Annotated in this window: 21 protein-coding genes and 1 pseudogene; 11 read left to right on the top strand and 11 right to left on the bottom strand. The window is 60.2% G+C overall.

Translation table 11 applies throughout. The features are described from left to right. Window positions 1-3 precede the first annotated feature (3 nt). On the bottom strand, window positions 4-1,464 hold the full coding sequence (locus BGO20_RS22615) for an NAD(P)-binding domain-containing protein (RefSeq protein ID WP_291664783.1): 1,461 nt from the start codon (window positions 1,462-1,464) through the stop codon (window positions 4-6). A 301-nt stretch (window positions 1,465-1,765) separates the two neighbouring features. Here BGO20_RS22615 and BGO20_RS22610 point away from each other — a divergent pair, with 301 nt between their 5' ends. The 3 genes from BGO20_RS22610 (at window position 1,766) to BGO20_RS22600 (ending at window position 3,980) form a co-directional block, all read left to right on the top strand. Continuing rightward, window positions 1,766-2,233 carry a CMD domain-containing protein gene (locus BGO20_RS22610; protein ID WP_291664785.1) on the top strand — a complete coding sequence of 156 codons (468 nt, stop codon included), beginning with the start codon at window positions 1,766-1,768 and terminating at the stop codon, window positions 2,231-2,233. After that, window positions 2,230-2,820, top strand: coding sequence for a peroxidase-related enzyme (locus tag BGO20_RS22605; RefSeq protein WP_291664787.1), 591 nt, complete (start codon window positions 2,230-2,232; stop codon window positions 2,818-2,820). Before BGO20_RS22610 ends, BGO20_RS22605 begins: the two co-directional genes overlap by 4 nt. 89 nt (window positions 2,821-2,909) lie before the next feature. Further along, window positions 2,910-3,980, top strand: a complete 1,071-nt coding sequence (locus tag BGO20_RS22600) for an NAD/NADP octopine/nopaline dehydrogenase family protein (protein WP_291664789.1) — start codon at window positions 2,910-2,912, stop codon at window positions 3,978-3,980. A 22-nt stretch (window positions 3,981-4,002) separates the two neighbouring features. Here BGO20_RS22600 and BGO20_RS22595 read toward each other — a convergent pair whose 3' ends face one another. From BGO20_RS22595 to BGO20_RS22560, 8 genes are all read right to left on the bottom strand, one after another. After that, window positions 4,003-4,971 (bottom strand): LysR family transcriptional regulator, encoded by a 969-nt coding sequence (locus tag BGO20_RS22595; protein ID WP_291664791.1) that lies wholly within the window; start codon window positions 4,969-4,971, stop codon window positions 4,003-4,005. A gap of 285 nt (window positions 4,972-5,256) precedes the next feature. After that, the gene (locus tag BGO20_RS22590; RefSeq protein WP_291664793.1) at window positions 5,257-5,907 is read right to left on the bottom strand and encodes a DsbA family protein; all 651 of its coding nucleotides are present in this window, start codon (window positions 5,905-5,907) and stop codon (window positions 5,257-5,259) included. Next, window positions 5,904-6,347 carry a disulfide bond formation protein B gene (locus tag BGO20_RS22585; protein ID WP_291548027.1) on the bottom strand — a complete coding sequence of 148 codons (444 nt, stop codon included), beginning with the start codon at window positions 6,345-6,347 and terminating at the stop codon, window positions 5,904-5,906. Before BGO20_RS22585 ends, BGO20_RS22590 begins: the two co-directional genes overlap by 4 nt. 14 nt (window positions 6,348-6,361) lie before the next feature. Continuing rightward, window positions 6,362-7,090 carry a cytochrome c biogenesis CcdA family protein gene (locus BGO20_RS22580; RefSeq protein WP_291664795.1) on the bottom strand — a complete coding sequence of 243 codons (729 nt, stop codon included), beginning with the start codon at window positions 7,088-7,090 and terminating at the stop codon, window positions 6,362-6,364. Beyond that, window positions 7,090-7,647, bottom strand: a complete 558-nt coding sequence (locus tag BGO20_RS22575; protein WP_291664797.1) for a TlpA disulfide reductase family protein — start codon at window positions 7,645-7,647, stop codon at window positions 7,090-7,092. The genes BGO20_RS22580 and BGO20_RS22575 overlap by 1 nt, the downstream gene beginning before the upstream one ends. 612 nt (window positions 7,648-8,259) lie before the next feature. After that, on the bottom strand, window positions 8,260-8,682 hold the full coding sequence (locus BGO20_RS22570; RefSeq protein ID WP_291546705.1) for a TlpA disulfide reductase family protein: 423 nt from the start codon (window positions 8,680-8,682) through the stop codon (window positions 8,260-8,262). Between the two features lie 113 nt (window positions 8,683-8,795). Next, complete coding sequence (locus BGO20_RS22565; RefSeq protein WP_291546707.1) at window positions 8,796-9,368, bottom strand: SCO family protein; 573 nt, start codon at window positions 9,366-9,368, stop codon at window positions 8,796-8,798. Window positions 9,369-10,049: 681 nt separating this feature from the next. Then, window positions 10,050-11,387 (bottom strand): Nramp family divalent metal transporter, encoded by a 1,338-nt coding sequence (locus BGO20_RS22560; protein ID WP_291664799.1) that lies wholly within the window; start codon window positions 11,385-11,387, stop codon window positions 10,050-10,052. A 227-nt stretch (window positions 11,388-11,614) separates the two neighbouring features. On the opposite strand from BGO20_RS22560, the gene BGO20_RS22555 reads away from it, so the two are divergent. From BGO20_RS22555 to BGO20_RS22535, 5 genes are all read left to right on the top strand, one after another. Beyond that, entirely contained in the window at window positions 11,615-14,383 is a 2,769-nt protein-coding gene (locus BGO20_RS22555) for a heavy metal translocating P-type ATPase (protein ID WP_291664801.1), read from the top strand. A 101-nt stretch (window positions 14,384-14,484) separates the two neighbouring features. Further along, window positions 14,485-15,012: a methyltransferase family protein gene (locus BGO20_RS22550; protein WP_291664802.1), complete on the top strand. Its 528-nt coding sequence runs from the start codon at window positions 14,485-14,487 to the stop codon at window positions 15,010-15,012. Between the two features lie 26 nt (window positions 15,013-15,038). Next, the gene (gene lspA / locus BGO20_RS22545) at window positions 15,039-15,530 is read left to right on the top strand and encodes a signal peptidase II (protein WP_291664803.1); all 492 of its coding nucleotides are present in this window, start codon (window positions 15,039-15,041) and stop codon (window positions 15,528-15,530) included. Further along, the gene (locus BGO20_RS22540; protein WP_291664805.1) at window positions 15,527-16,081 is read left to right on the top strand and encodes a copper chaperone PCu(A)C; all 555 of its coding nucleotides are present in this window, start codon (window positions 15,527-15,529) and stop codon (window positions 16,079-16,081) included. Before lspA ends, BGO20_RS22540 begins: the two co-directional genes overlap by 4 nt. Before the next feature lie 106 nt (window positions 16,082-16,187). Continuing rightward, window positions 16,188-17,102, top strand: coding sequence for a cation diffusion facilitator family transporter (locus BGO20_RS22535; RefSeq protein WP_291664808.1), 915 nt, complete (start codon window positions 16,188-16,190; stop codon window positions 17,100-17,102). 14 nt (window positions 17,103-17,116) lie between these two features. Here the strand turns inward: BGO20_RS22535 and BGO20_RS22530 are convergent, their stop codons facing one another. Continuing rightward, window positions 17,117-17,449: a TFIIB-type zinc ribbon-containing protein gene (locus tag BGO20_RS22530; RefSeq protein ID WP_465246069.1), complete on the bottom strand. Its 333-nt coding sequence runs from the start codon at window positions 17,447-17,449 to the stop codon at window positions 17,117-17,119. 471 nt (window positions 17,450-17,920) lie between these two features. Between BGO20_RS22530 and BGO20_RS22525 the strand changes: the two genes are divergently transcribed. From BGO20_RS22525 to BGO20_RS22515, 3 genes are all read left to right on the top strand, one after another. Beyond that, entirely contained in the window at window positions 17,921-18,559 is a 639-nt protein-coding gene (locus BGO20_RS22525) for a transglutaminase-like cysteine peptidase (protein WP_291664812.1), read from the top strand. 440 nt (window positions 18,560-18,999) lie between these two features. Next, window positions 19,000-20,019 (top strand): L,D-transpeptidase family protein, encoded by a 1,020-nt coding sequence (locus BGO20_RS22520; RefSeq protein ID WP_291664813.1) that lies wholly within the window; start codon window positions 19,000-19,002, stop codon window positions 20,017-20,019. Window positions 20,020-20,277: 258 nt separating this feature from the next. Continuing rightward, a complete protein-coding gene (locus BGO20_RS22515; protein WP_291664815.1) occupies window positions 20,278-20,592 on the top strand; it encodes a hypothetical protein in 315 nt (104 codons plus the stop codon). A gap of 61 nt (window positions 20,593-20,653) precedes the next feature. Here the strand turns inward: BGO20_RS22515 and BGO20_RS22510 are convergent. Further along, a pseudogene (locus tag BGO20_RS22510) lies at window positions 20,654-20,904 on the bottom strand (amino acid ABC transporter ATP-binding protein); the annotation flags it as partial.

Genomic DNA, 20,904 nt, shown 5'->3' with positions numbered 1-20,904 from the left:
CTGTCACGCCGCTGCATGCGGTGCTCCTACGGCTGCGTCGGCATCAGTCCATTCGTCTCCAAGAAGTTCTGGCGTGTCGAACGCTGTGAGAGCTGCGTAGTGGCGCTCTCGATCGGCCACGAATAGGCTGCGAACAATCCCCCGAGCCAGCCGATCAGCTCCTTCGCTGATTGCGGGAATGTCCCCCGAGAGCTTGCCGTGGCTCAACGTCGCCGGGAAATTGAAGCAGTGAATCTGGTGCAGCGCGGGGCAGGAACCGGGCACCTTTTCCAGAAATTCGAAGCTTCCGCCGAGGTCGGGTGAATTTTCGAGCTCGGGATTGGGCATGTCTTCGGGCGCCGCGAACCGATCGCGCCAGAGCCTGATGTAACGGGCCACGGCCGAAAGCTCTGGACGCGCTAGGAGATCGACCTGAAATCCCGTGCCGAAGATGATGAAGTCCACATCGTATGCGCCCTTCGGCGTTGTCAGAACGACGTGATCACCCTTCTCCTCAAGCTTCAGAATTGGGCTGCCGAGGTGGAAGTGAGCGTTAGCGTGCTGGGACACGCGCAGAGTGCTCGGTCTGGGCGGTGGCGTCTGCGCACGGATGGTGTGATCCAGGAAGCGCCACTTCCACTCGTCGGGCAGGCCCGCAAAGCCATGAATAACGCCCTGGCTGCCGATACCAGTAAACTTGTTGACCCGCGGGATGTCGTTGCGACGGATGAAAAGGTCGAGCCGGGCGCACCCTGTTTCCAGCGCCACCGCAGCGTTGTCCATCGAAGACGCGCCAGCGCCGATAACCGCCACGCGCTTGTTTTGCAGCGCTTCAAAGTTGATTTCGTCCGCGGTGTGCGCCCAGAACTTTCGATCAATGGCGTCCGCTATCGATGGAACAAAGGGGCCGCCGAGCCCGTCTCGTCCGTTTGCTAGCACGACGTGCCGGGCAAATACCGTCTCGACCCCGTCATTGCGAGCGACCTTCATTGCCAAGAGGCCATCGGAACGTGGATCGATCGCCTGAACTTCGACTTCGTTCTCGACCGGCAGGCTCAGAACTTTCCGATACCAGATCAGATAATCCATCCACACCAGGCGCGGTGCGCGGTCGAGCTTCTCCCAGGCTTCACACCCGAACCGAGCCTCAAAGTAGGCTCGGAACGTCAGCGCTGGGAGGCCCATCGCCGGGCCGGTCAACTGCTTCGGAGATCGCAGTGTGCGCATCCGGGCGTAGGTTGCCCATGGCCCTTCTTGACCTGACGGCGCTCGATCCAGAACCTGCTGATTGTCGACCCCAAGCCGCTTTAGCATGCCGGACGCGACGAGCCCTGCCATGCCGGCGCCGACGATGACGACATCTCGAACGCGCTTATCGTCGACGTACTGCGGCGGAACCCAACTCTTCGCGGGCAACTCCAACCAGGCCAGATCCTGCGCAAGTCGCGCTTCCAGAGCTTGGAGGTTGACGTCGGGTGCGGTCAAAGCCGGCGTCTCCAAACATCTTGCCCTCGGAGAGCGATCTTGTTGGACAGGCCGCCTTCCAATCCCGCCAGCCAACGGGAGACATGCGTCAACGGCGCCATGCCCGCGCCTTCGCGGGCAGACCATACCTGAAAGGCCGATCCAATGGCATGCATATGCCGGATGCTAAACGCGCTTTGATGCAAATCAAATATGAAGGTGTGATGAATGGAGAGCGCAATCGAACTTTTTTGAATACAAGGCCTCTCTTGATGCATCAGTCACATGATGACACGCTGGTCAGATCAAGGAGGCGCCTGCTGTGACACTGATCGAAGAGATCGTGGATGCTCGTCCTGGTTCGAATCTCGCCGAAGCCCTTTCGCACCGTGCTGAGATCCTGCGGCTGAGCCAATCAACCCACGACGCCGTGCTGTTCCCTCGATCGCCGGGCGCCATAAGTCACGGACTACGCGCCGCCCTCGCTGCCCGGATGGCCCGCCAGTACGAGGTGCCAAAGCTCGCTGAGCATTATGAGGTGCTTATCCAGCAGAGCCGCGAGATTGATGAGCAGCACGACGCTGCAACCGACGCACAGACTGCCGCGATCGTTGCGCATTCCGACCTGCTGACATTGCGTCCTCGGGACGCGACGCGAGCCGATATCGAGAAGCTGCAAGCATCTGGCATGGGCGAGCCAGATATCGTTCGTCTCGCCGAATTGGCAGCGTTCGTCAGCTATCAAGCCAGGGTGATCAAAGGCCTGCAGGCGTTGAAGGGGGCAAAATGACGCGCGTCGTCGAAAACTTCACCACACAGGTCCCTGTTTGGTCGCCGTATATAAGGCCGGTTGAGTTGGCATCTGCGACGCCCGAGCAGTTGGCCGCAATGCAGGTCACCCCATCCAATAAGGGGGTATCGCCCTATGTGCTGACCCTCGCGCATGATCCGGAGTCGCTGGCTGTTCGATCGCCTCTCTTCAATCAGATCATGTATGGAAAGGACGGGTTGAGCTCAGCAGAGCGTGAGTTAGGCGCAGTCGGCGCTTCCGTCGTGAACCGCTGCATTTATTGCGCCGCGGTCCACGCTTCGCGCTTCAACAACCTGTCCAAGCGCCCCGATGTCATCGACGAGATTTTCGATCGAGAGCGCCAGGCCAAGCTCGAACCGCGGGACCAGGCCATCTTCGACTTTTCCGCACAGTTGTCTGAGACCCCGCCCGCGATCCCAGAAGCCGCGGCAGCGAATCTGGCAAATGCAGGCCTGAACACTTTGGAGGCCGTCGATCTCGTTCTTTCGAGCGCGCTCTTCGGGTGGGCCAATCGTCTCATGCACACCTTAGGTGAGCCGACCGAGCGAGAGCCGTCACAGCGGTAATTCGTATCCCAGGGGCGCGAAATGCAGCCCCAACGCGCTCGACAACGCCAGAAAGAGCATCTGGCCGCTCGATCTAACGGAGCTATTCAATGCGGGTCGGCATTCTCGGTGCAGGCGGCATCGCCTTTGGAGCGGCCGCATACCTCCATCTCAACGGGCATGAACCGATTCTCTGGTCCCCCTCCGGACGCGGCACGGCCGAGCTCTCAGCCGGGGCATCCCTGAAAGCGTCAGGTGCTCTCGACCTGAGTTTTCAACCTCGGATCGCTTCGACTGCTGAGGAGGTGATCGCCGGCTCCGATGTGGCGATGCTCGCCATGCCCGGGAATGCCCATCGCATGGCCATAGAAGCGATCGCCGGCAACCTGCGCGATGGCCAACCGACAATCATCAGCTCGCACCTTTCGTTCGGAGCACTCTATCTGTCCCGGCTAATTTCGGAGCGAGGTATAAAGGCCCCGATCATTGCTTGGGGCACAACGCTAACGACCGGGCGCAAACAAGGGCCCACTGAGGTTGGGGTGAACTCCGTTCGGTCCAAGATCGACCTCGCAACGGTTCCCGAGAGTGACATCGAGGTCGGGCACACGCTTTGCACAGCGCTGTTCGGCGATCGTTTTGTCCGGCGTGACGGATTGCTGGCCATCTCACTCAGCAACCTCAATCCGCAAAATCACCTGGCCATCTCGCTTTTCAATCTCACGCGAATGGAGCGCGGGGAACGATGGGGCCAGGCGGAAAACGTCACCGCGTCTGTGGGTCGGGTCATGGAGGAACTAGATGCCGAACGACTAGCGATCGCGGCGGAGTTCGGCGTCTCGGTGCGGTCGATCAAGGAGCACTACTTCTTCTCTTACCAGCTCCCCATCGCCAGCATCGCGGAGATGAACCAGGAGCTCCATCAGCGCGGGAGAGGCGGCTTTGGGCCTACGACAACGGAGAGCCGCTACGTCCTCGAGGACGCTCCCTTCGGCCTGTGGCCTACGATACTGCTAGGCCGACTTGCGGGGCGTCCGGCTAGCCTCCACGAAGCAGGCCTAGCGCTGCTGTCGGCTGCATACGGCCGCCCGCTGGCCGATGACAACGACCTGTTGCCCTTGCTGGAAATCCAGGACCTGTCACGCGACTACCTTCAGGAAATCTCCCGCACTGGCATCTGAGCGAGATCGTTTGGTCGCGCGATTAGCGATCGGAAGAATAAGCTGGTCGCGCGAGATCCGCCACGAGTTGCTGCCTCGACTCAGCAGGGTGCTTGACGAAGCCCGGGATAGTTTCTCGGGCGATTTCATCGAATTTGTCGATCAGGCCCGAAACCAGCGCAGCCAACGGACGACCGTAAGGTGTCACGATCGCCCAGAAGAAAGAGATATTGACGTCGAGTGGCCTGATGACAACTCCTTCGACAGGCATTCCATATGCGATGATGGGCTCGATGAGCGCCACTCCCAGACCTGCCCGGGCTGACATAATGGCTGCGTTCGACGTGTTGGTGTCCAACACCGCCGCGGGAGTGACTCCGTTAGCCTCCAAGGCAAGATCGACCCGCCGACGCCATCTGAATGGGTTGGCCAGCGTAATCAGCCGTCGGCCGGCCAACGCCGATAATGGCACGCAATCCAGATCCGCGAGAGGATCGTCGGATGCGATCGCAGCGACGCAAGGGGCTTCACCGATCCAATGGATTTCCAACGCCGGATGATCCACCGGCAAGCTCGTGATGCCGATCTCTGACACTTGCGTGGCGATGTCCTGAACGACTTGCTCGGCAATCGCGGTGCGAATGTGGATCTGGTCTGGAAGGTTGTCGAGACCGAGGCGACGCAGAGCAGCCGGAAGCATTCCGACTGAAAAAGACGCGATGGACGCGATGGAAAGCGACCTCGGCTTGTCAGCCGCGATCGCGTCCGCACGCTCTCGCAGTTGCCGGAGCCAAGCTAGCACTGGCTCGACTTCTTGATAGAATCGGAGGCCCTGTTCCGTGGTTGTGACGCGCGGCCCGCTTCGATGAAGCAGGCTGAAGCCAAGCGAATTTTCGAGATCTTGAATGAGGCGTGTCAGAGCGGGCTGTGACCGTCCTAGGAGGCGCGCTGCACCCGTGATGCTCCCAGCGGACATGACCGCCGCAAACGCTTCCAGCTGACGTAGATCCATCGCAACTCCCCGATCATAGGCATGATATGGGCCCTATGATGCGGGTCAAGCATGACGTATCCACTCCAGCCCGAGCGCTTCCTTGGCGTTCGTTCAGAACAACGGTTGTCTCATCCGCGAAGCTTGATACGACCGGTCCAGATGCCGATTGCGACGACGATCAGTATCGCTACCCGGAATAGCAAATTTACGATCGCTCTTCGCGACAAGGTACAGCTCCACAATCGCGAATTGGTGGCTGGTGCGCGCTGGGCTCATCCAGCCACCGTATCGAAAATATCCGCGCTACTTCGTCTTCTGTACCTCCCGACGAACCATGTCGTAGAGCTGCTGTGGGCCGAAGTCGGTCAGCGGTTGGCCGTTCACAAAGAACGTCGGAGTGCGTGTCACCTCCAGGGATTTGCTGTCGCGGGTGTCGCTATCCAAGGCAGCTTGGATTTCAACGCGTGTCCAGTCCCGCTTCGCCTGCTCGATATCCAAGCCCGCATCTTTCGCGCGCGCCCAAGCCTTCTCCAACACGGGGCCAGTGTGATCGGCCCACTCCGGCTGAAACTCCAAGAGTGCCTCGAGGACGGGCACGAACTTGTCCTGAAGGCGAGCCGCTTCAAGGATTTTTACGGCGGCGTCGGAGCCGTCGTGAAATGCCGCGTAGCGCATAACGAGGCGAACATCGTTGGGGAACAAACCCATGATCTGCTTCAAAGGCGGATAGAAGGCTCGACACGCCTCACACGATGGATCGAAGAATTCCACGATTGTGACGGGCGCGTTCGGCGGACCAAGGACCGGGGAATGGCTCCGCACCAATGCCTCGGCACGGGCCGCGGCAATCTCGCGCGCTCTCCGCGCTTGTTGAGCGTTGTAAGCCACACTCCCGCCCACGAAGAACGAGAGCGCCAGCGCGCCAGTTGCAATGATAAGGCCGCGACGGTTCATGATTGTGCCTTCGACTTTGAAGCAAGCAGGGCGAACACGATTGCTAAAAATGCTGCCAGCGAGAGGTATGGGAGCGGCAGAACTCCAAGGACGGTCATCTCTGCGCTCGCGCAGGACGGGCCTTGCGAGCAGGGCTGGATGCCTTCTGGGATCAGGCCAGCGTAGAGCAGGCTGTGGAACAGAGCGATCGCCGCACCGAGAGCGGCCAGCGGCAATGCATATCGCCAAACCGTCGTGTCCGCACGAAAGCTGGCGATAGCGAGTAGGATGGCGAGCGGAAACATGAATGCTCGCTGTTGCCAACAAAGGCTGCAGGGAGCCTGTCCCATCACCTCGCCGATGAAGAGCGCGCTTAAGCTCGCGACCAGCGCAACGAGCCATGCCAGATACAGGAACGACCACCGGCCTTCCTGGTCGGGTAAAATGCTGGGATTTGTCATCAGATGGAGGCCTTTCAACCGATAAGTGCGAGGATTGGGAAGGTTTCGAGTAGCCAGAACGCCATGGTTGAGAGGCGCCCCGTCATCATGGCGAGCCCCATGGCGACCATCGTTAGGCCCGTGAAAATCTGGAGACCTCGACCGAAGCTGCGCAGCCTCCGCAGACGCGCAGTGATGCCGCCGGCTAGCAGTGCGGTGAGGAGAAAGGGGATGGCCAGGCCGAGCGAATAGATCGCCAAGAGAGCCACTCCCGCCGCGGGCGTCGTAGAGGTCGCGCTCACGGTGAGGATTGCGCCGAGAATCGGCCCGATGCAGGGCGTCCATCCGAAACCGAACGCGAGCCCGAGAATGTAAGCGCTTTGCGGCCGCCCGCCTGACACTTGCGGACTCAGTCGGAATTCCCGCTCCATCCAGGGGATGCGCACAACGCCAGTGCTGAAAATGCCAAAGACGACGATGATCGCGCCGCCGACGAGGCCGGCCTCGTAGCGATAGGAGAGCAGAAGCCGGCTTAATGCAGAGGCTCCCGCGCCTAGGATGACGAAAACCGTCGAAAATCCGAGCACGAACCAGAAGCTCATAGCAAAGGCACTTATCCGCGCTCTCGGGCTGTCGGAGTCGGCCGACAAACTTCCCGCGACATACGACAGGTAGCCAGGGACCAACGGCAGCACGCAGGGGGACAGAAACGAGACGGCGCCGGCGGCGAGAGCGGCTAGAATGCTGATGTTTGCGATTTCCATCAGGGCTTCTGTCCTTCGTTTCCGCCCTTTGCGATCAGCCCGATGATCTCCTGCCTCGTTGCCGTCGCATCCCAAGATCTGGGGCCGAACCAGCGGCCGATCTCGCGACCATTGCGATCGAGAAGGATGGACGTCGGCAGCCCGGAAACCGAAAATTCTTTCACGGCCCGGCCGGCGGGATCGAGAAAGACCGGCAAGTCCACGATGCCGAGATTGCGGAGCAAAGATTCTACGACTTCCGCGCCGTCACGATCGACGGACAGTGCGACGACGCGAAGGCTGGGCTCTTTCCACTCGCGATTTAGGCGCGCGAGAGCCGGAAGCTCCTCGCGGCATGACAAGCACCACGTGGCCCAGATGCTCAACAGAACCGGCCGACCCTGAAAGCTTTTCAGGTCGGTAAATTCGCCACCGAGTCGATAGAACCCGAGTGCCCCAGCGGTTCCCGCTCGTGGGGCCTTCTCAACGACTAAGGGTGACGCAGCCAAAATCGCGACTGCCGCAGTTGCGACAGCCGTGAGGATAGCGAACCGGGACTTGAGAATCTTGCCGAGCACTCCGCGGCGCTCCTGGGCTGATCGGGATCATGAGCTGCCCCAATGCACGGCGCTGTCTGTGCGCGTGAGGTTCAGCTACGACTTCGGATCCGCTGAACGCGGTCCTAGCAAAGCCTCTCGCGAGGCCCGCTTGATCAACGTTGGGATGGAGGGCCGGTCGCGCGCGGCGGTGCTGTCGAGGGTGGCAAAACGAACGGAGCGAAAGGCAGCGCAAAAACCACCTTGGCCGGCCCGGGACGATCCGAAACCAAGACTGCGGCCGCAGGCGGGACCAAGGACGCCAAGGCGATGGGTTTCGCCCAGAAACAGCAACTGTTCAGGCCTTCGATATGCGCGGCGCGATCACCCTTGGTGGCCGGCGTTGTCCCGCAAATTTCTGACAGCGGAGTGTCGCGTTGAACGAATTTGATGGCGAGATGGTTACTCGTCGCCGACGCACTAACCAGCAGCTGAAGCAGCAGCACGAGACCGCCAACGACAGCCAAAAGGCTGCGTCCGATCGTTCGAGCTGATCTGGTTGCCATCATGGTTGCGAATTATCGCGAGTTGAGCATCCGAGGCAATTTGGGAGGCCGAGGCTCGCGCTTTCTTGAAGGTGTCGTCCGGAAGCGATCATCGACCAGTCGACCTTTTGGTGATCCGCTCGTCGATCTCCCGCATCATCTCACGCTTATCCCATTCCCGCATTCCAGCCCACCGCGCGACCTCGACGCCGCTTGGATCGAGCAATAGCGTCATCGGAAGTCCCGTGACCCGGAGGGCAGACATGCTCCGGGCCTCGCGATCGAGGTAGATTCCAAGCGATCGAATATTCGCGCGCAGGTAAAAGTCTTTGACGAGCTGCGGACCTTTCCGGTCGACTGAAAGGGCGACAACCTCAAAGCGAGTGTCGCCTTTCAAAGCCTGAAGCCTATCAAGCGAAGGCATCTCTTTCACGCAAGGTGGGCACCAGGTCGCCCAAACATTCAGGAGCACGTACTTGCCCCGGAAATCGGCCAGCGATCGCGGCTGGCCGTTGACGTCCTCAAAGGTCACTGCCGGGCGGAATTCTGCCTGTCCCCCAAATCGCCGAGCCAGCCCGAGATATGCTGCCGGGGCCGCGATGCCTAATATGACGACGGAAGCGCCGAGCCATCGGCGCCTGCTGATCACCTCAACACCATGCGAATTTTGGCGAGCGCCGAGCCATCTTCCTCGTGATAGTCGATCATCGTTCGGAAGCTGCCGTCCTCATTCATAAGATACACGGACGCGGTGTGATCCATGGTGTAGCTGCCGTCGGTCGGGACCTTTTTGGCATAGGCCTTGTACGCCTTCAAAGCAGCCTCCACCTGCTCACGGGTCCCGCTCAAGCCGACGACCCGTGGGTCGAAGGACTCCAGATAGAGCGCCATCTGCTCTGGAGTGTCGCGTTCAGGATCAACCGTGATGAACAGGATCTGGAGCTTGTCCGCCGCTTGCCCGATCTGCTTCGTCAGGTTTCCCAACTGAACCAACGTGGTTGGGCAGACTTCCGGGCAATGCGTGAAGCCGAAAAAGACGGCCATCGGTTTGCCGACAAAGTCCTTATCGGTGACAGCCTTCCCTCGGTGATCGGTCAGCGAAAATGGCCCTCCGATGTCCACGGGCGCGGAGATGTTGGATTGGCTCTTCGCGGTAACCCTGGATCCGTCAACCCGCCACCAGCCCAGCAAAATCGCCGCGCAGGTGAAGCTGATCAAGATAACGGCAGCCCACGCTCCGTACCGTATCCACTTCAGAAATGGCATGGCTGAAACATTTGATTGTGGCGCTGATAGCGACGAAAGGCATGCGCCGCCGCTCGTCGATCCCCACTGTGACCGATGGGAAGAGTTGGGGAATTAGCGCCCAAGCCGGACTTCGGAATGCCGCTTGCGGGGGGCAAAATCATCAAGGTCGTCTCCTCATAGCGAAGGGGCCGGCTAGGCCGGTTCAACTCACGTCATGAGGGCTGGTGGTGCTCTTGATCCTTGGCGAAGAAGTGCCCGGACTGGCACGACAACCGTAGCATCGACGGCGAGCGCAGGTAGGTGAACGAACCGAGGCAAGCTATTTTTGTCGACAGCAGCCAGATTGCCGGTGGGTAGCAAGGCCCGATCTCCTGGCGCGTACCGGTCTGAATTCCCACTCTGCAAAGATTGGTGGTGGTCCGAAACGCGGGCCGGCGCCTGCGAACCAGAATCGGTCGGCAGGTCTTTGGCAGGCTTCGCGGCGGTCAATTCGAGTGCGTAGCTGGCCTGAACGGGCTGCATCAAGCACGTCATCACCAGCGCGCAAGCGAGCGCAACTGCCCATAGGCACTGCCAACAGTATGCGCTCGAAATGCTTCTCACGATGCCCTGTTAAGCCGGCCACTGCGGTCAGGCAATGCGACGAGATGTTCACCCAACCGCAAGGTCGGCCAGCAATTTGATATTGAGGACGATGATGATGGCGGCCACCACCGCTGCGGTCACCGTCAACCAGCGCGGGGCGACGAGCTCGCCCATTTTTGTCCGCGACGCAGTGAACATGACGAGTGGAACGATCGCGAAAGGCAGCTGCAGCCCCAGGACGACCTGACTTAGGATCAGAAGCTTCGCCGTCTCTCCAGCACCATAGATCCAGGTGACGAGGAGGGCGGGAACGATGGCCACGAGCCGGGTCGCCAACCGTCGCAGCCACGAGGGGAGCTTGATATCGAGGAAGCCTTCCATGACGATCTGGCCCGCCATCGTCGCGGTGACCGTCGAGTTGAGCCCGCAGCAGAGAAGGGCAATCGCGAAAAGGGTCGGTGCGATTGAAGCTCCAAGGAGCGGTGCGAGCAACTCGTGCGCTCTGCCGAGTTCCGCGACCTCGGTCTGCCCAGTCTTATGAAAGCTTGCAGCAGCCAGAACGAGGATAGACGCATTGACGATGAGCGCAAACATCAGCGCGATCGTTGAGTCGAGGGTTGCCCACTTTAGCGCGTCTCGTTTCTCAGGGATCGTACTCCCGTATGCCCGCGTCTGCACGATGCCGGAATGCAAGTAGAGATTATGCGGCATCACTGTGGCACCGATAATTCCCAAGGCCAGGTAGAGCATCTGGGGATTGCGGACGATCTCGGTCGTCGGAGCAAAGCCTCGAATGACCTCACCCCAGTTCGGATCCGCCAGAGCAATCTGGATGCCGAAACAGAGCGCGATTACGCCGAGTAGCGTGATGATAAAGGCTTCGACCCAACGGAAGCCCATATTCTGCAGCCAAAGGATAACGATCACGTCGAGAGCGGTGACCAATACGCCGATCTCCATGGGCATGCCGAACAGCAAATTCAGCGCGATTGCCGTCCCGATGACTTCAGCGAGGTCGGTTGCACAGATGGCCAGCTCCGCGAAGGCCCATAGCGGCCAGGCGACCGCTTTTGGAAACGCGTCCCTGCATGCTTGAGCGAGATCCCGGCCGGTCGCGATGGCCAAGCGGGCGCAAAGGGCCTGCAGAATAATCGCCATGATGTTGGAAACGAGAGCAACGACCAGCAGCGCGTAGCCGAACTGCGCTCCCCCAGCGAGTGAAGTCGCCCAATTGCCGGGGTCCATATAACCCACTGCAACGAGATAGCCGGGGCCCACGAAGGCAAGGAATCTGCGCCAGGGCGTCGCGCCAGGATTTACTGTGATGCTCCGAAACACTTCGAGCATGGACGGCTCGCCGCGCTGCCTGCGCCAGCCGGTTTCAGCGATCTCGCTGCCCTTCATCGGAAGGTCTTTCTGTAAATGCATTTCATTTGCAATAAGAGAACTTGCTGAAGCCTGTCAAGGCCCGGGGATACCCGTTGAATGTTCGAGCCATCCGAAGCCCGACGAGACTCCATCGGCGGGCGATTTCGCCCGCTACCAGAGTCTGAAATTTTTCGCTTGAACCTGAAGTCGCTAGAGGTTGTAGAGAGGCAGCTTCCGAAATTCGGGCACCAGGAGTCATCCCTATGGCGGCCAGCAAGGACAGCAAGCTACAGCCTTTGAGCTGGAAGATTAGCGGGATGGATTGCGCCAGCTGCGTGGCCAAGGTGCGCGGTGCCGTCGAAAAAATGCCAGGCGTGTCCGATTTCAGGCTCTCGCTGATGTCGGAAACGATGAAGTTGAAGCTAGACGAGACGCGTACATCTCGTCAGGCGGTCGAGCAGCGCGTAAAAAGCCTGGGCTTCGGCGCAATAGCGATGGTCGAGAGCAAGCGCCACGCGAATGACGACGTCGGCCAAACCCACGACCACGACAAAACTGAACCGTCGAAGCAGACACTGTCCTGGAAGGTCGCGGGTATGGACTGCGCAAGCTGCGCAGCGAAGATTCGCGGCGCCGTGGAGCGCCTCCCCGGCGTCAGCGATGTCAAAGTCTCGGTGATATCCGAGACTTTGACCCTTGCACTGGATGCCGGACGAACCGCCCCTGACGCGATCGAGAAGCGCGTGAAGGGCCTCGGCTACACGACTACCGCGCTTGCAGCACTGGCATCACCGGCGCCAGCGGCAAAAGAAGACAGTTGTGGCTGCGGGCATGATCATGGTCACGCGGGTCACACTCACGATCACCATGATCACGATCATGCCAAACATGATCACGGCGAAAATTCATGTTCGGGCCATGCCCATGGCCACTCGCACGCTCATGACCATGGGCACAACCATGGTCATGAGCACGGGCACAACCATGATCATGCTGGCCATAAGCATGATCATGGCCACGATCACGGCGACCACAAACACGATCATTCAGGCCACAAGCACGCCGCTCATACACACAGTGCCAAAGTCTCGGGCTCTACATCTGCGGTGAGTGACCACGGCCACGGCCTGCCCGGCCATGTCCATGAGGCCACGCCCGACGGTGCGAGCTGGTACCAGACGGGCAAGGGCCGGCTCGTCATCGCGACCGGCCTGTTCCTCGGTGCCGCCTATGCTGCCGGGCTGATCTGGCCCGGAATCGGCCACTGGGCCTTCATCGTGGCCTGCGTCGTCGGCGTCGCGCCGGTGGCGAAACGCGCCTTCGCGGCGGCCCGCGCCGGCATCCCCTTCACCATCGAAATGTTGATGACGATCGCCGCCATCGGCGCGCTCTTCATCGGCGCCGCCGAGGAAGCGGCGCTGGTCGTCTTCCTCTTCGCGGTCGGCGAAGTGCTCGAAGGCGTCGCGGCCGACCGGGCCCGCGCCTCGATCCGCGCGCTCGGCGATCTCGTCCCGAAGACGGCCATCATCGAGGAGAACGGCTCGACCCGCCAGGTCGATGCCGCGAGCCTCAGAATTGGCCAGACCGTGCTTGTCCGTCCCGGCGACCGCATCCCGGCCGATGGCGAGATCACCGACGGCACCTCCGGCATCGATGAGAGTCCGGTCACTGGCGAGTCGATGCCCAAGACCAAGGGCGTCGGGGAGCCCGTCTATGCCGGCTCGGTCAATCGCGAAGCGGCCCTGCGCGTGCGCGTCGACAAGGCGGCCGAGGACAACACCATCGCCCGCATCATCCGCCTGGTCGAGGAGGCGCAGGAGGCCCGCGCCCCGACCGAGCGCTTCATCGACCGCTTCTCGCGCTGGTACATGCCGGCGATCGTCGGGCTTGCCGTGCTGGTCGCACTGCTGCCTCCGCTCCTGCTCGGCGCCGAATGGTCGGTCTGGATCTACCGGGCGCTGGCGCTGCTCCTGATCGGCTGCCCATGCGCGCTCGTCATCTCGGTGCCCGCCTCCATTGCAGCCGCATTGTCGACTGGTGCCCGTCAGGGCCTGCTGATGAAGGGCGGGGTTGTCATTGAAGCGGCCGCCAAGACGGGCGTCGTCGCGTTCGACAAGACCGGTACGTTGACCGCTGGTACTCCGCGCGTGACTGAAGTGATCGCACTCGGAGAGGATGAACGCCGCGTCGTCGAACTCGCGGCATCCGTTGAAACCGGATCCAACCACCCTCTAGCTGAGGCAATCTTGGATCGCGCCAAGTCTCACGCCATCACGGTTCGACCGGCGCAAAATGCTGCGGCTATCGCCGGGCAAGGTGTCACTGGCTCCTTGGATGGCATTTCGGTTTTTGTTGGCGCGCCCCGGCATGCGATTTCCCGAGCGACGTTCGACTCTGAGGCCAAGGCGAATGTCGAGCGGCTTGAATCCGATGGAAAGACCGTCGCTGCCGTCATCGCTGGCGACAAGCTTGTGGGGCTAATCGCATTGCGCGATGAACCTCGCGATGATGCTGCCCTGGCTGTAGCCGAATTGAAGGCGATGGGAATTCGATCGCTCATGTTGACGGGCGACAACGCTCGAACCGGCGCCGCCATCGCAGGTGGACTTGGCATGGAGCACAAAGCCGAATTGATGCCTGACGATAAGGTCACCGCTATCAAATCGCTCGCGAGCGAGACTTCTGTGATGATGGTCGGTGACGGCATCAATGACGCCCCAGCCCTCGCTGCAGCCAATGTCGGAGTGGCGATGGGCTCCGGCACTGATGTTGCTCTGGAGACGGCGGACGGAGCCGTCCTCAAAAGCCGGGTTCGGGATGTCGCTGCCATGATCCGCCTGGCGCGGGCGACGATGGGCAATATCCGGACGAACATCACCATCGCGCTGGCGCTCAAGGGCGTGTTCCTCGTGACCAGCGTCTTGGGTTACACTGGCTTGTGGGTCGCAATCCTTGCTGACACGGGAGCGACCGTCATCGTAACCGCAAATGCTCTGCGGCTGTTGCGCTTCAACGCCAGTCACGTGTCCTGACAATGTCGGCCTTGGAACTCGCAGCCTACGGGACGGCAATAGCCTACGTTGCGGGATTGTTGGCGCTATCGTCCGCGCTAGCTCGATCGTCAGATCAGCCAGTGTGGTTATTCGACAAAGGATCGCCGCGCCAATTCGTGCCGGCGCTGCTGTTCAGGCTGTCCTTCGCGGGAGCGGTGCTGTGGCCGCTCGCCACGACGATTTTCGATAATGCATTTTCCCCCGATGCGTTGTCAGGCCTATTGAGCGGAACAGCGCCAGATGTGATTGGATTAGTCTTGGTGCTTGCCGGAGCCTGCCTTGCCCTTTTTGCGCAGGGTTACATGGGTACCTCATGGCGGATCGGAGCGGCTGAAGACCACGTCGGGCCTATCGTTGACGGTGGTCCGTTCACCATCTCGCGCAATCCCGTTTTTGTCGGCCAAGCGCTCCTATTCGGCGGCCTTTCCATCGCCAAGCCGAGCATCGTCCAGGCTGGACTCACAGCGTTAGCGCTCTATGCGATCGCGCTCCAGGTGCGCATCGAAGAAGGCGTTCTGCTGAAGGCTTTGGGCGAGCCTTATCGTGCCTATTGCGCGCGCGTTGGCCGATGGATTGGCTGCCGGCCTCAACAATCCGGGAACATGTAATGTCACAGCCTCGGATAACCCGTCGCGTGCTTGCTTGGGCAGCTGTTGCGCTAGCCGCCGATCAGATCAGCAAGTGGTTGATCCTCAACAAGGTAATGGTGCCTCCGCGCATCATCGAATTGACGCCGTTTCTGAATGTAAGGCTCGGCTTCAACTACGGGGTCAGCTTCGGCTTGGGCAGCGAGTGGCTGGACGCTTGGCCCGGCGCTCTCGGCCTCTTCAAGTTTGTCGTCGCTATAGGATTGCTGGTCTGGGCTGCGAAGAGTGAGACAAACCTGGAGCAGACAGGACTGTCACTCATCGCAGGCGGAGCTCTGGGCAATGCCGTCGATCGCTGGCGTCAAGGCGCCGTCACCGACTTCATTGATCTGCACTGGGCAGGCTATCATTGGCCGACCTTCAACGGCGCCGACATTGCCATCAGCCTCGGCGTCTCTGCAATGCTGCTCGGCAGCTTGCTGCCGCTGACTTCGCGCTCCGCTCCATCCAGCGCAGGATTTAAGGGTGGCTCCAAATGATGGGTGCCGGGTTCAGGAAATTTATCGATGCTCTCGGACGAGCCGACCAGGTCGCTTCTCCGAGCTATAAAGCCGTTGGCAGGACGGTCGGCCTGGCGCTGATCGGTGTTGGGCCGTTCCTGCTGCTGGGTATGACCCATACTGAGCCCGTAGCTCGGGCCAACGGTGTATCCGTAATACACCCGTGGTCGAGCGGGACGGCCTTGGTTGGGGACGACCTGCCAGTGTTCGCAACCTTTGAGAATAACGCCCCGAGGCTGGATCGACTTGTTGCCGTCGAAACGACTGCAGCCTCTGGCGTCGTGTTTGAGAGAACCATCGGGCGCTCAGCCAGCACGAGAATGGACGAGCTTGGTGAGATCGATCTGGCTCCGTCGGCAAAGACAAGCCTCAAGCCTGACTATCAGCAAATTCGTCTCGTCGGTTTGAGGCAGAAGGTCGAGCCAGGTACCACTCTGCCCGTCGAGTTCATTTTTGCTCGTGCCGGTCGGCTAAAGGCCGACGTTCGGATCGAGAGCCCGGGTCAGCCGCCTCACAATGACCATTCCTAGTCTCGTCGGCTGCTTCCAGGGACGGGCCATAAGGATGGGCCTTCGTCTCAATTCCTCCAGGTTCCGATTTCAACCGGCCTAGCTGCAAATCGATCGAGAGGGCTACATGGGTGCAGGACATTCTCACGGCGGAGCGCAAGTCACCGGCGCGGGCAAGCACAAGTCGCGTCTCGCGCTTGCTCTCGGTCTCACAACAACCTTCATGGTTGCGGAGGTCGTTGGAGGTCTCTGGACCGGCAGCCTGGCCCTTTTGGCCGATGCCGCGCACATGCTCACCGATGCGGGCGGTTTGGCGCTGGCTCTGATTGCCATTCGATTTGCTGAGCGCCCGGCAACGCCGAAGCAGACGTTCGGGTATGTGCGCCTTGAAATTCTATCGGCGCTCGCGAATGCGGTCGTGCTGTTGTTGCTGACCGTCTACATCCTATTCGAGGCATACGAGCGCTTCAAAAACCCACCGGATATCCTCGGTGGTCCTATGCTGGTTGTTGCGGTTGTCGGCCTGTTGGTCAATCTGCTGAGCCTGAAATTGCTCGCCGGCGGTTCGTCCGAAAGCCTGAACGTCAAAGGCGCCTACTACGAGGTGCTCGGCGATATGTTGGGCTCGCTAGGTGTCATTGTCGCCGCCGCAGTGGTGATGTTTACAGGGTGGAAGCTGGCCGACCCGATCATCGGCGCGGCGATCGGACTCTTCATCGTCCCGCGCACCTGGTTGCTCCTGAAACAGGCGGTCCACATCCTGATGGAGGGGACACCGCCGGAAGTCGACGTCGGAGCGATCGAAGCTCGGTTGTCTTCGCTCCCAAATGTTACCGCGGTTCACGATCTCCACGTTTGGACGCTCACATCCGGCCTCGATGCAATGAGCTGTCATATCATCACGTCTGATACGTCGCAGGCGAAGAGCACCTTGCAGGCCGCCAGTATGGCCATGCGCGAGGAGTTTGGAATCTCGCATACGACCATCCAGATTGAGGACGAGGAGATTAGGCAGTCCTCTGGGCACGACACGCGGATCTGATTTTCGCGGTCAGTTCAATCGAAGATCCGACCGAGGAACCCACGTCGGCCGAAACCGCCGCCATGGCCACCACCACCATGACCGCCTCCGTGGCCACCGCCATGACTTTCGTAGCCACCTTGATGCCCGCCTTGGGGCGAATAGCCCTGGTAGCCAGGCTGAGCAGGTGCTGCCCCCCAAGGGGTTGGAGCGCCGGGCTGAGGTAGGAAGCTGGGCTGCGGTTGCTCCTGAACTGAGCTTGGCTCCCTCAAACTGCGTTCAATGATCTTGTCCAATTCGCCGCGGTCGAGCCAAACACCGCGGCATTTCGGGCAGTAATCGATTTCGATGCCCTGTCGATCGCTCATAACGAGATCGACGCGGCACACCGGACACGGCAACCCTTCATGTGGCTTGGAAGCGGTATCATTCATTGCAGGCGCTCCTAACGAACACTGGGTGCACAGAATGCAAGCTATAGTCGCTAGAGGTTCAAGGCGGCATTCTGAGGCGGATTGACGCAACTCCCCGTGTCACAGTTTGCCCGGCGTCGAATGCACGTTCGGATCCTCGACATGTCTCCGGTCTTCCGTCTGTTGCATGCGGACAAAAGATACAGCGTAAAAGACGCCCGCAAGGACAATCAAAGCCAGCGCCAAGGCCCTGTTCCGAGATCTCATTTCGGTATTCCTTGATCCTATTTGATACTGTAGGCGGCGTTCTGGAGGAGGTATTTGTTAAAGGCAACAAATCCTGAATCCCGTTCTCGCAATTTACGCCGAGATTTTCGTTCGATTTGAATTCGCGAGAGCTACGACAATTCTCGATAGGAGATTGTCATGCTTGCGCTCGCTAGGTCTTGCTTTGCCATCGCTGCGATCATCGCAGCCCAGTTTTGTATCTCGCCGGCGAGCGCCAATGGCCTGACCGACCTTGCTCACCTTCACGCAGGGCAAGCAGCCTTGCCTCCCATTGGGTGGGGGCAATTTTGCAATGCCAACCCGGGCGACTGTGTTCCTCAGCGGACCGTTAGGCAGAACGTGGCTCTGACCGACGCCCGCTGGGCGGAGCTCGTTGAAATCAACCTCCGCTTCAATAAGACGATCGAGCCGGTAACCGATTTCGATCAGTTCGGCGTTGTCGAGCGCTGGACTTACGCGACGACCGGAAGAGGGGACTGCGAGGATTATGTGCTGGAAAAGCGGCGCGAGCTTTTGAGGAGGGGCTGGCCGCTCTCCTCGCTCCTGGTCACAGTTGTGATTGACCGCGAAGGTGGCGGGCACGCAGTTCTTACCGTCGTGACCGATCGTGGAGAGTTCGTTCTGGACAACCAGATCGATAAAATCCTCCCGTGGTCGCGCTCCGGCTTGACCTTCATCAAGCGTCAGTCCCCGACCAACCAGAACGATTGGCAGGACTTGGGCCGCATTCTTGGCCGTCCGGAGGTGGTGACCGCGAGCATTACCCCGTCTCGCTAGGGGCTCAGCGGATCGCTTGATGGGAGGAACGCGATCTCGGCTACCGGGTCGTTCCGCTCCACGCCAGCACGAGCGGTACTTGTGGGCGGCCCACATAGCTCAAACGAGTCCACGCGCCGATCGCAGCATTGCGACAGCGAGGGCGTAGCGCGGGATCTGGGACACCGCCGGCCTTCTCCAATCCGCGGCGAACGTCGCGGTTGAGCGCCCGAGAATCTGGCGGGAACTTTTCACTTCGCAAACTCCTACGTTCCCGCAGGTGTCGCACCTATAGTGACATGAGGTTCAAGCCCCCATTCTGCCAAAGGTTCAATCGCGCGGCATTTTGCCCCTTGAATCTCTAGTGGCATCAGCTTGTAGGCTGACTCGCTATTAACGCCTCAGAAGCCATATCCGGTCATCCTCACGCAATGTCTCAAAGCTCCTCGACCTTGGTCAAAATGGCGACGGCCATCGGCCTTTTGGCGCTGCTTGCCGGCTGCGTCGTCGGCGAAGGCGATGACGGGCGACATTTGCAGCCCCTGCCTGCGAAGCTGGTCTCGCAAATGTCGGCGAAAGGCATGTCGCAGGCCGATCCGATCTTCATCCGCATCTTCAAAAAGGAGAGCGAACTGGAGGTCTGGAAGCGGGATCGGAGTGGCCGGTTTGCCCTCCTCAAGACCTATCCGATGTGTCGCTGGTCGGGGCAACTTGGCCCCAAAACGCGCGAAGGCGATCGGCAAGCCCCGGAGGGAATTTACACGGTCACTCCTGACCTGATGAACCCCCGGTCACAGTTCTACCTATCGTTCAATCTGGGCTATCCGAACGCGTTGGAGCGATCGCAGGGGTTCACGGGTTCCGCGCTGATGGTCCATGGAGCCTGCACGTCCGCGGGCTGCTTCGCCATGACGGATGATGGCGTGACGGAGATTTTCGGATTGGCTCGCGAAGCGTTTGCCGGTGGCCAGAAGAACTTCCAGGTGCAAGCGCTACCCTTCCGGATGACACCGGAGAACATGGCAGCTCACCGCAACAGCCCGCACATCGCTTTTTGGCGCAATCTGAAGGAAGGGTTCGATCACTTCGAGGCGACGAGGCAGCCTCCGAAGGTTGCGGCCTGCGAAAGGCGATATGTCTTCGATGCCGCGGGGGACAACTCGCGTTTCGTCGCCGGTAGCCAGTGCCCGGCCTACGAGATCGAACCGGCCATTCAAACTTTGATTTCGGAGAGACGCGCAAGTGATGACAGGCGCTACAGCGCACTCACGAGCGCGAGTGCTCCCTCTCCTGTGCTCGCATATGCCGATGGCGGAATGCACTCCAGCTTCCGCAAAATGCTGAAGGAAATGGGTCCCGAGCGCTTGCAGAGCGTTGTGGCCGGCCGGGTGGAAATCAGCCGACCAGACGCTGCCCTGCTCGATCCCTATGGAGCAACCGGATCATCGTCAGTGGCGACCGGCTCGATCGCCGTTCGGTGACCTCCAAAGCAATAGTTCTCATCGAGTTCTGAAGCATGTCCGAAAATCAAATTGACCGCGCAGGGGCCGCTGCGAAGCTCCGCAAGCGCAATTGTATCGTTTTGCTCGCGCTCATCGCCTTCGTCGGTTTCGCGTTCGTGCTGAGCTTTCGCCATGTGACACGAGAGATGGGTGGCGCTTCCACTCAACGATCCGGAACGACGAATTAGGTGGTGCTCAGCTTCGAGGACCTGCAGCTCCAAAGGAGGGCCTAATCTCATGCTGAGCAGCATTCTAGCGTTTCTGATTCAACTGGTGATCCTCGACCCTCTGACGTCCCAGATCGATGTGCGTCTGAAGCAAGCGCAGGTTCCGCCCGCGCTCGCTTCTTCAGTCAATTCCTGCATCAAGGAGGCGTTGCCCGACCTCGTGAGACGAATTGCCTCTCAGCCGTCTCAGGGCATTTCGCTTGCAGCGGAGATCTGGCTTCAGGGCAACGGATTTGAGGGGGCCGTCGTGAGGGCTGCGCCCGACTGCGCTCCATTGCTGCAAGCGGTGAAGCCATTCTTCAGAGGCGAAAAACCCACTACCTAGGCGATCGGGTCGCGGGCATTGTTCCCGCCGAAATGTATTCCGAAAGAGCTGCAACCTCTTCTCAGTGCAGGATCTGGGAGAGAAAGAGCTTGGTGCGCTCGTGCTGCGGGTTCTTGAAGAACTCGTTGGGGGTGTTCATCTCGACGATCTGGCCGGCATCCATGAAGATGACGCGATCGGCAACCTGGCGGGCGAAGCCCATCTCGTGGGTGACGCAAAGCATGGTCATGCCTTCGTCGGCCAGCGAGACCATGGTGTCGAGCACCTCCTTGACCATTTCCGGATCGAGCGCCGAGGTCGGCTCGTCGAACA

This window comes from Allobosea sp. 67-29, assembly GCF_001898115.1.
Classification (GTDB): Bacteria; Pseudomonadota; Alphaproteobacteria; order Rhizobiales; family Beijerinckiaceae; genus Allobosea.
The sequence above is the reverse complement of the archived record's forward strand: the minus strand, read 5'-3'. Positions and strand labels throughout refer to the sequence as shown.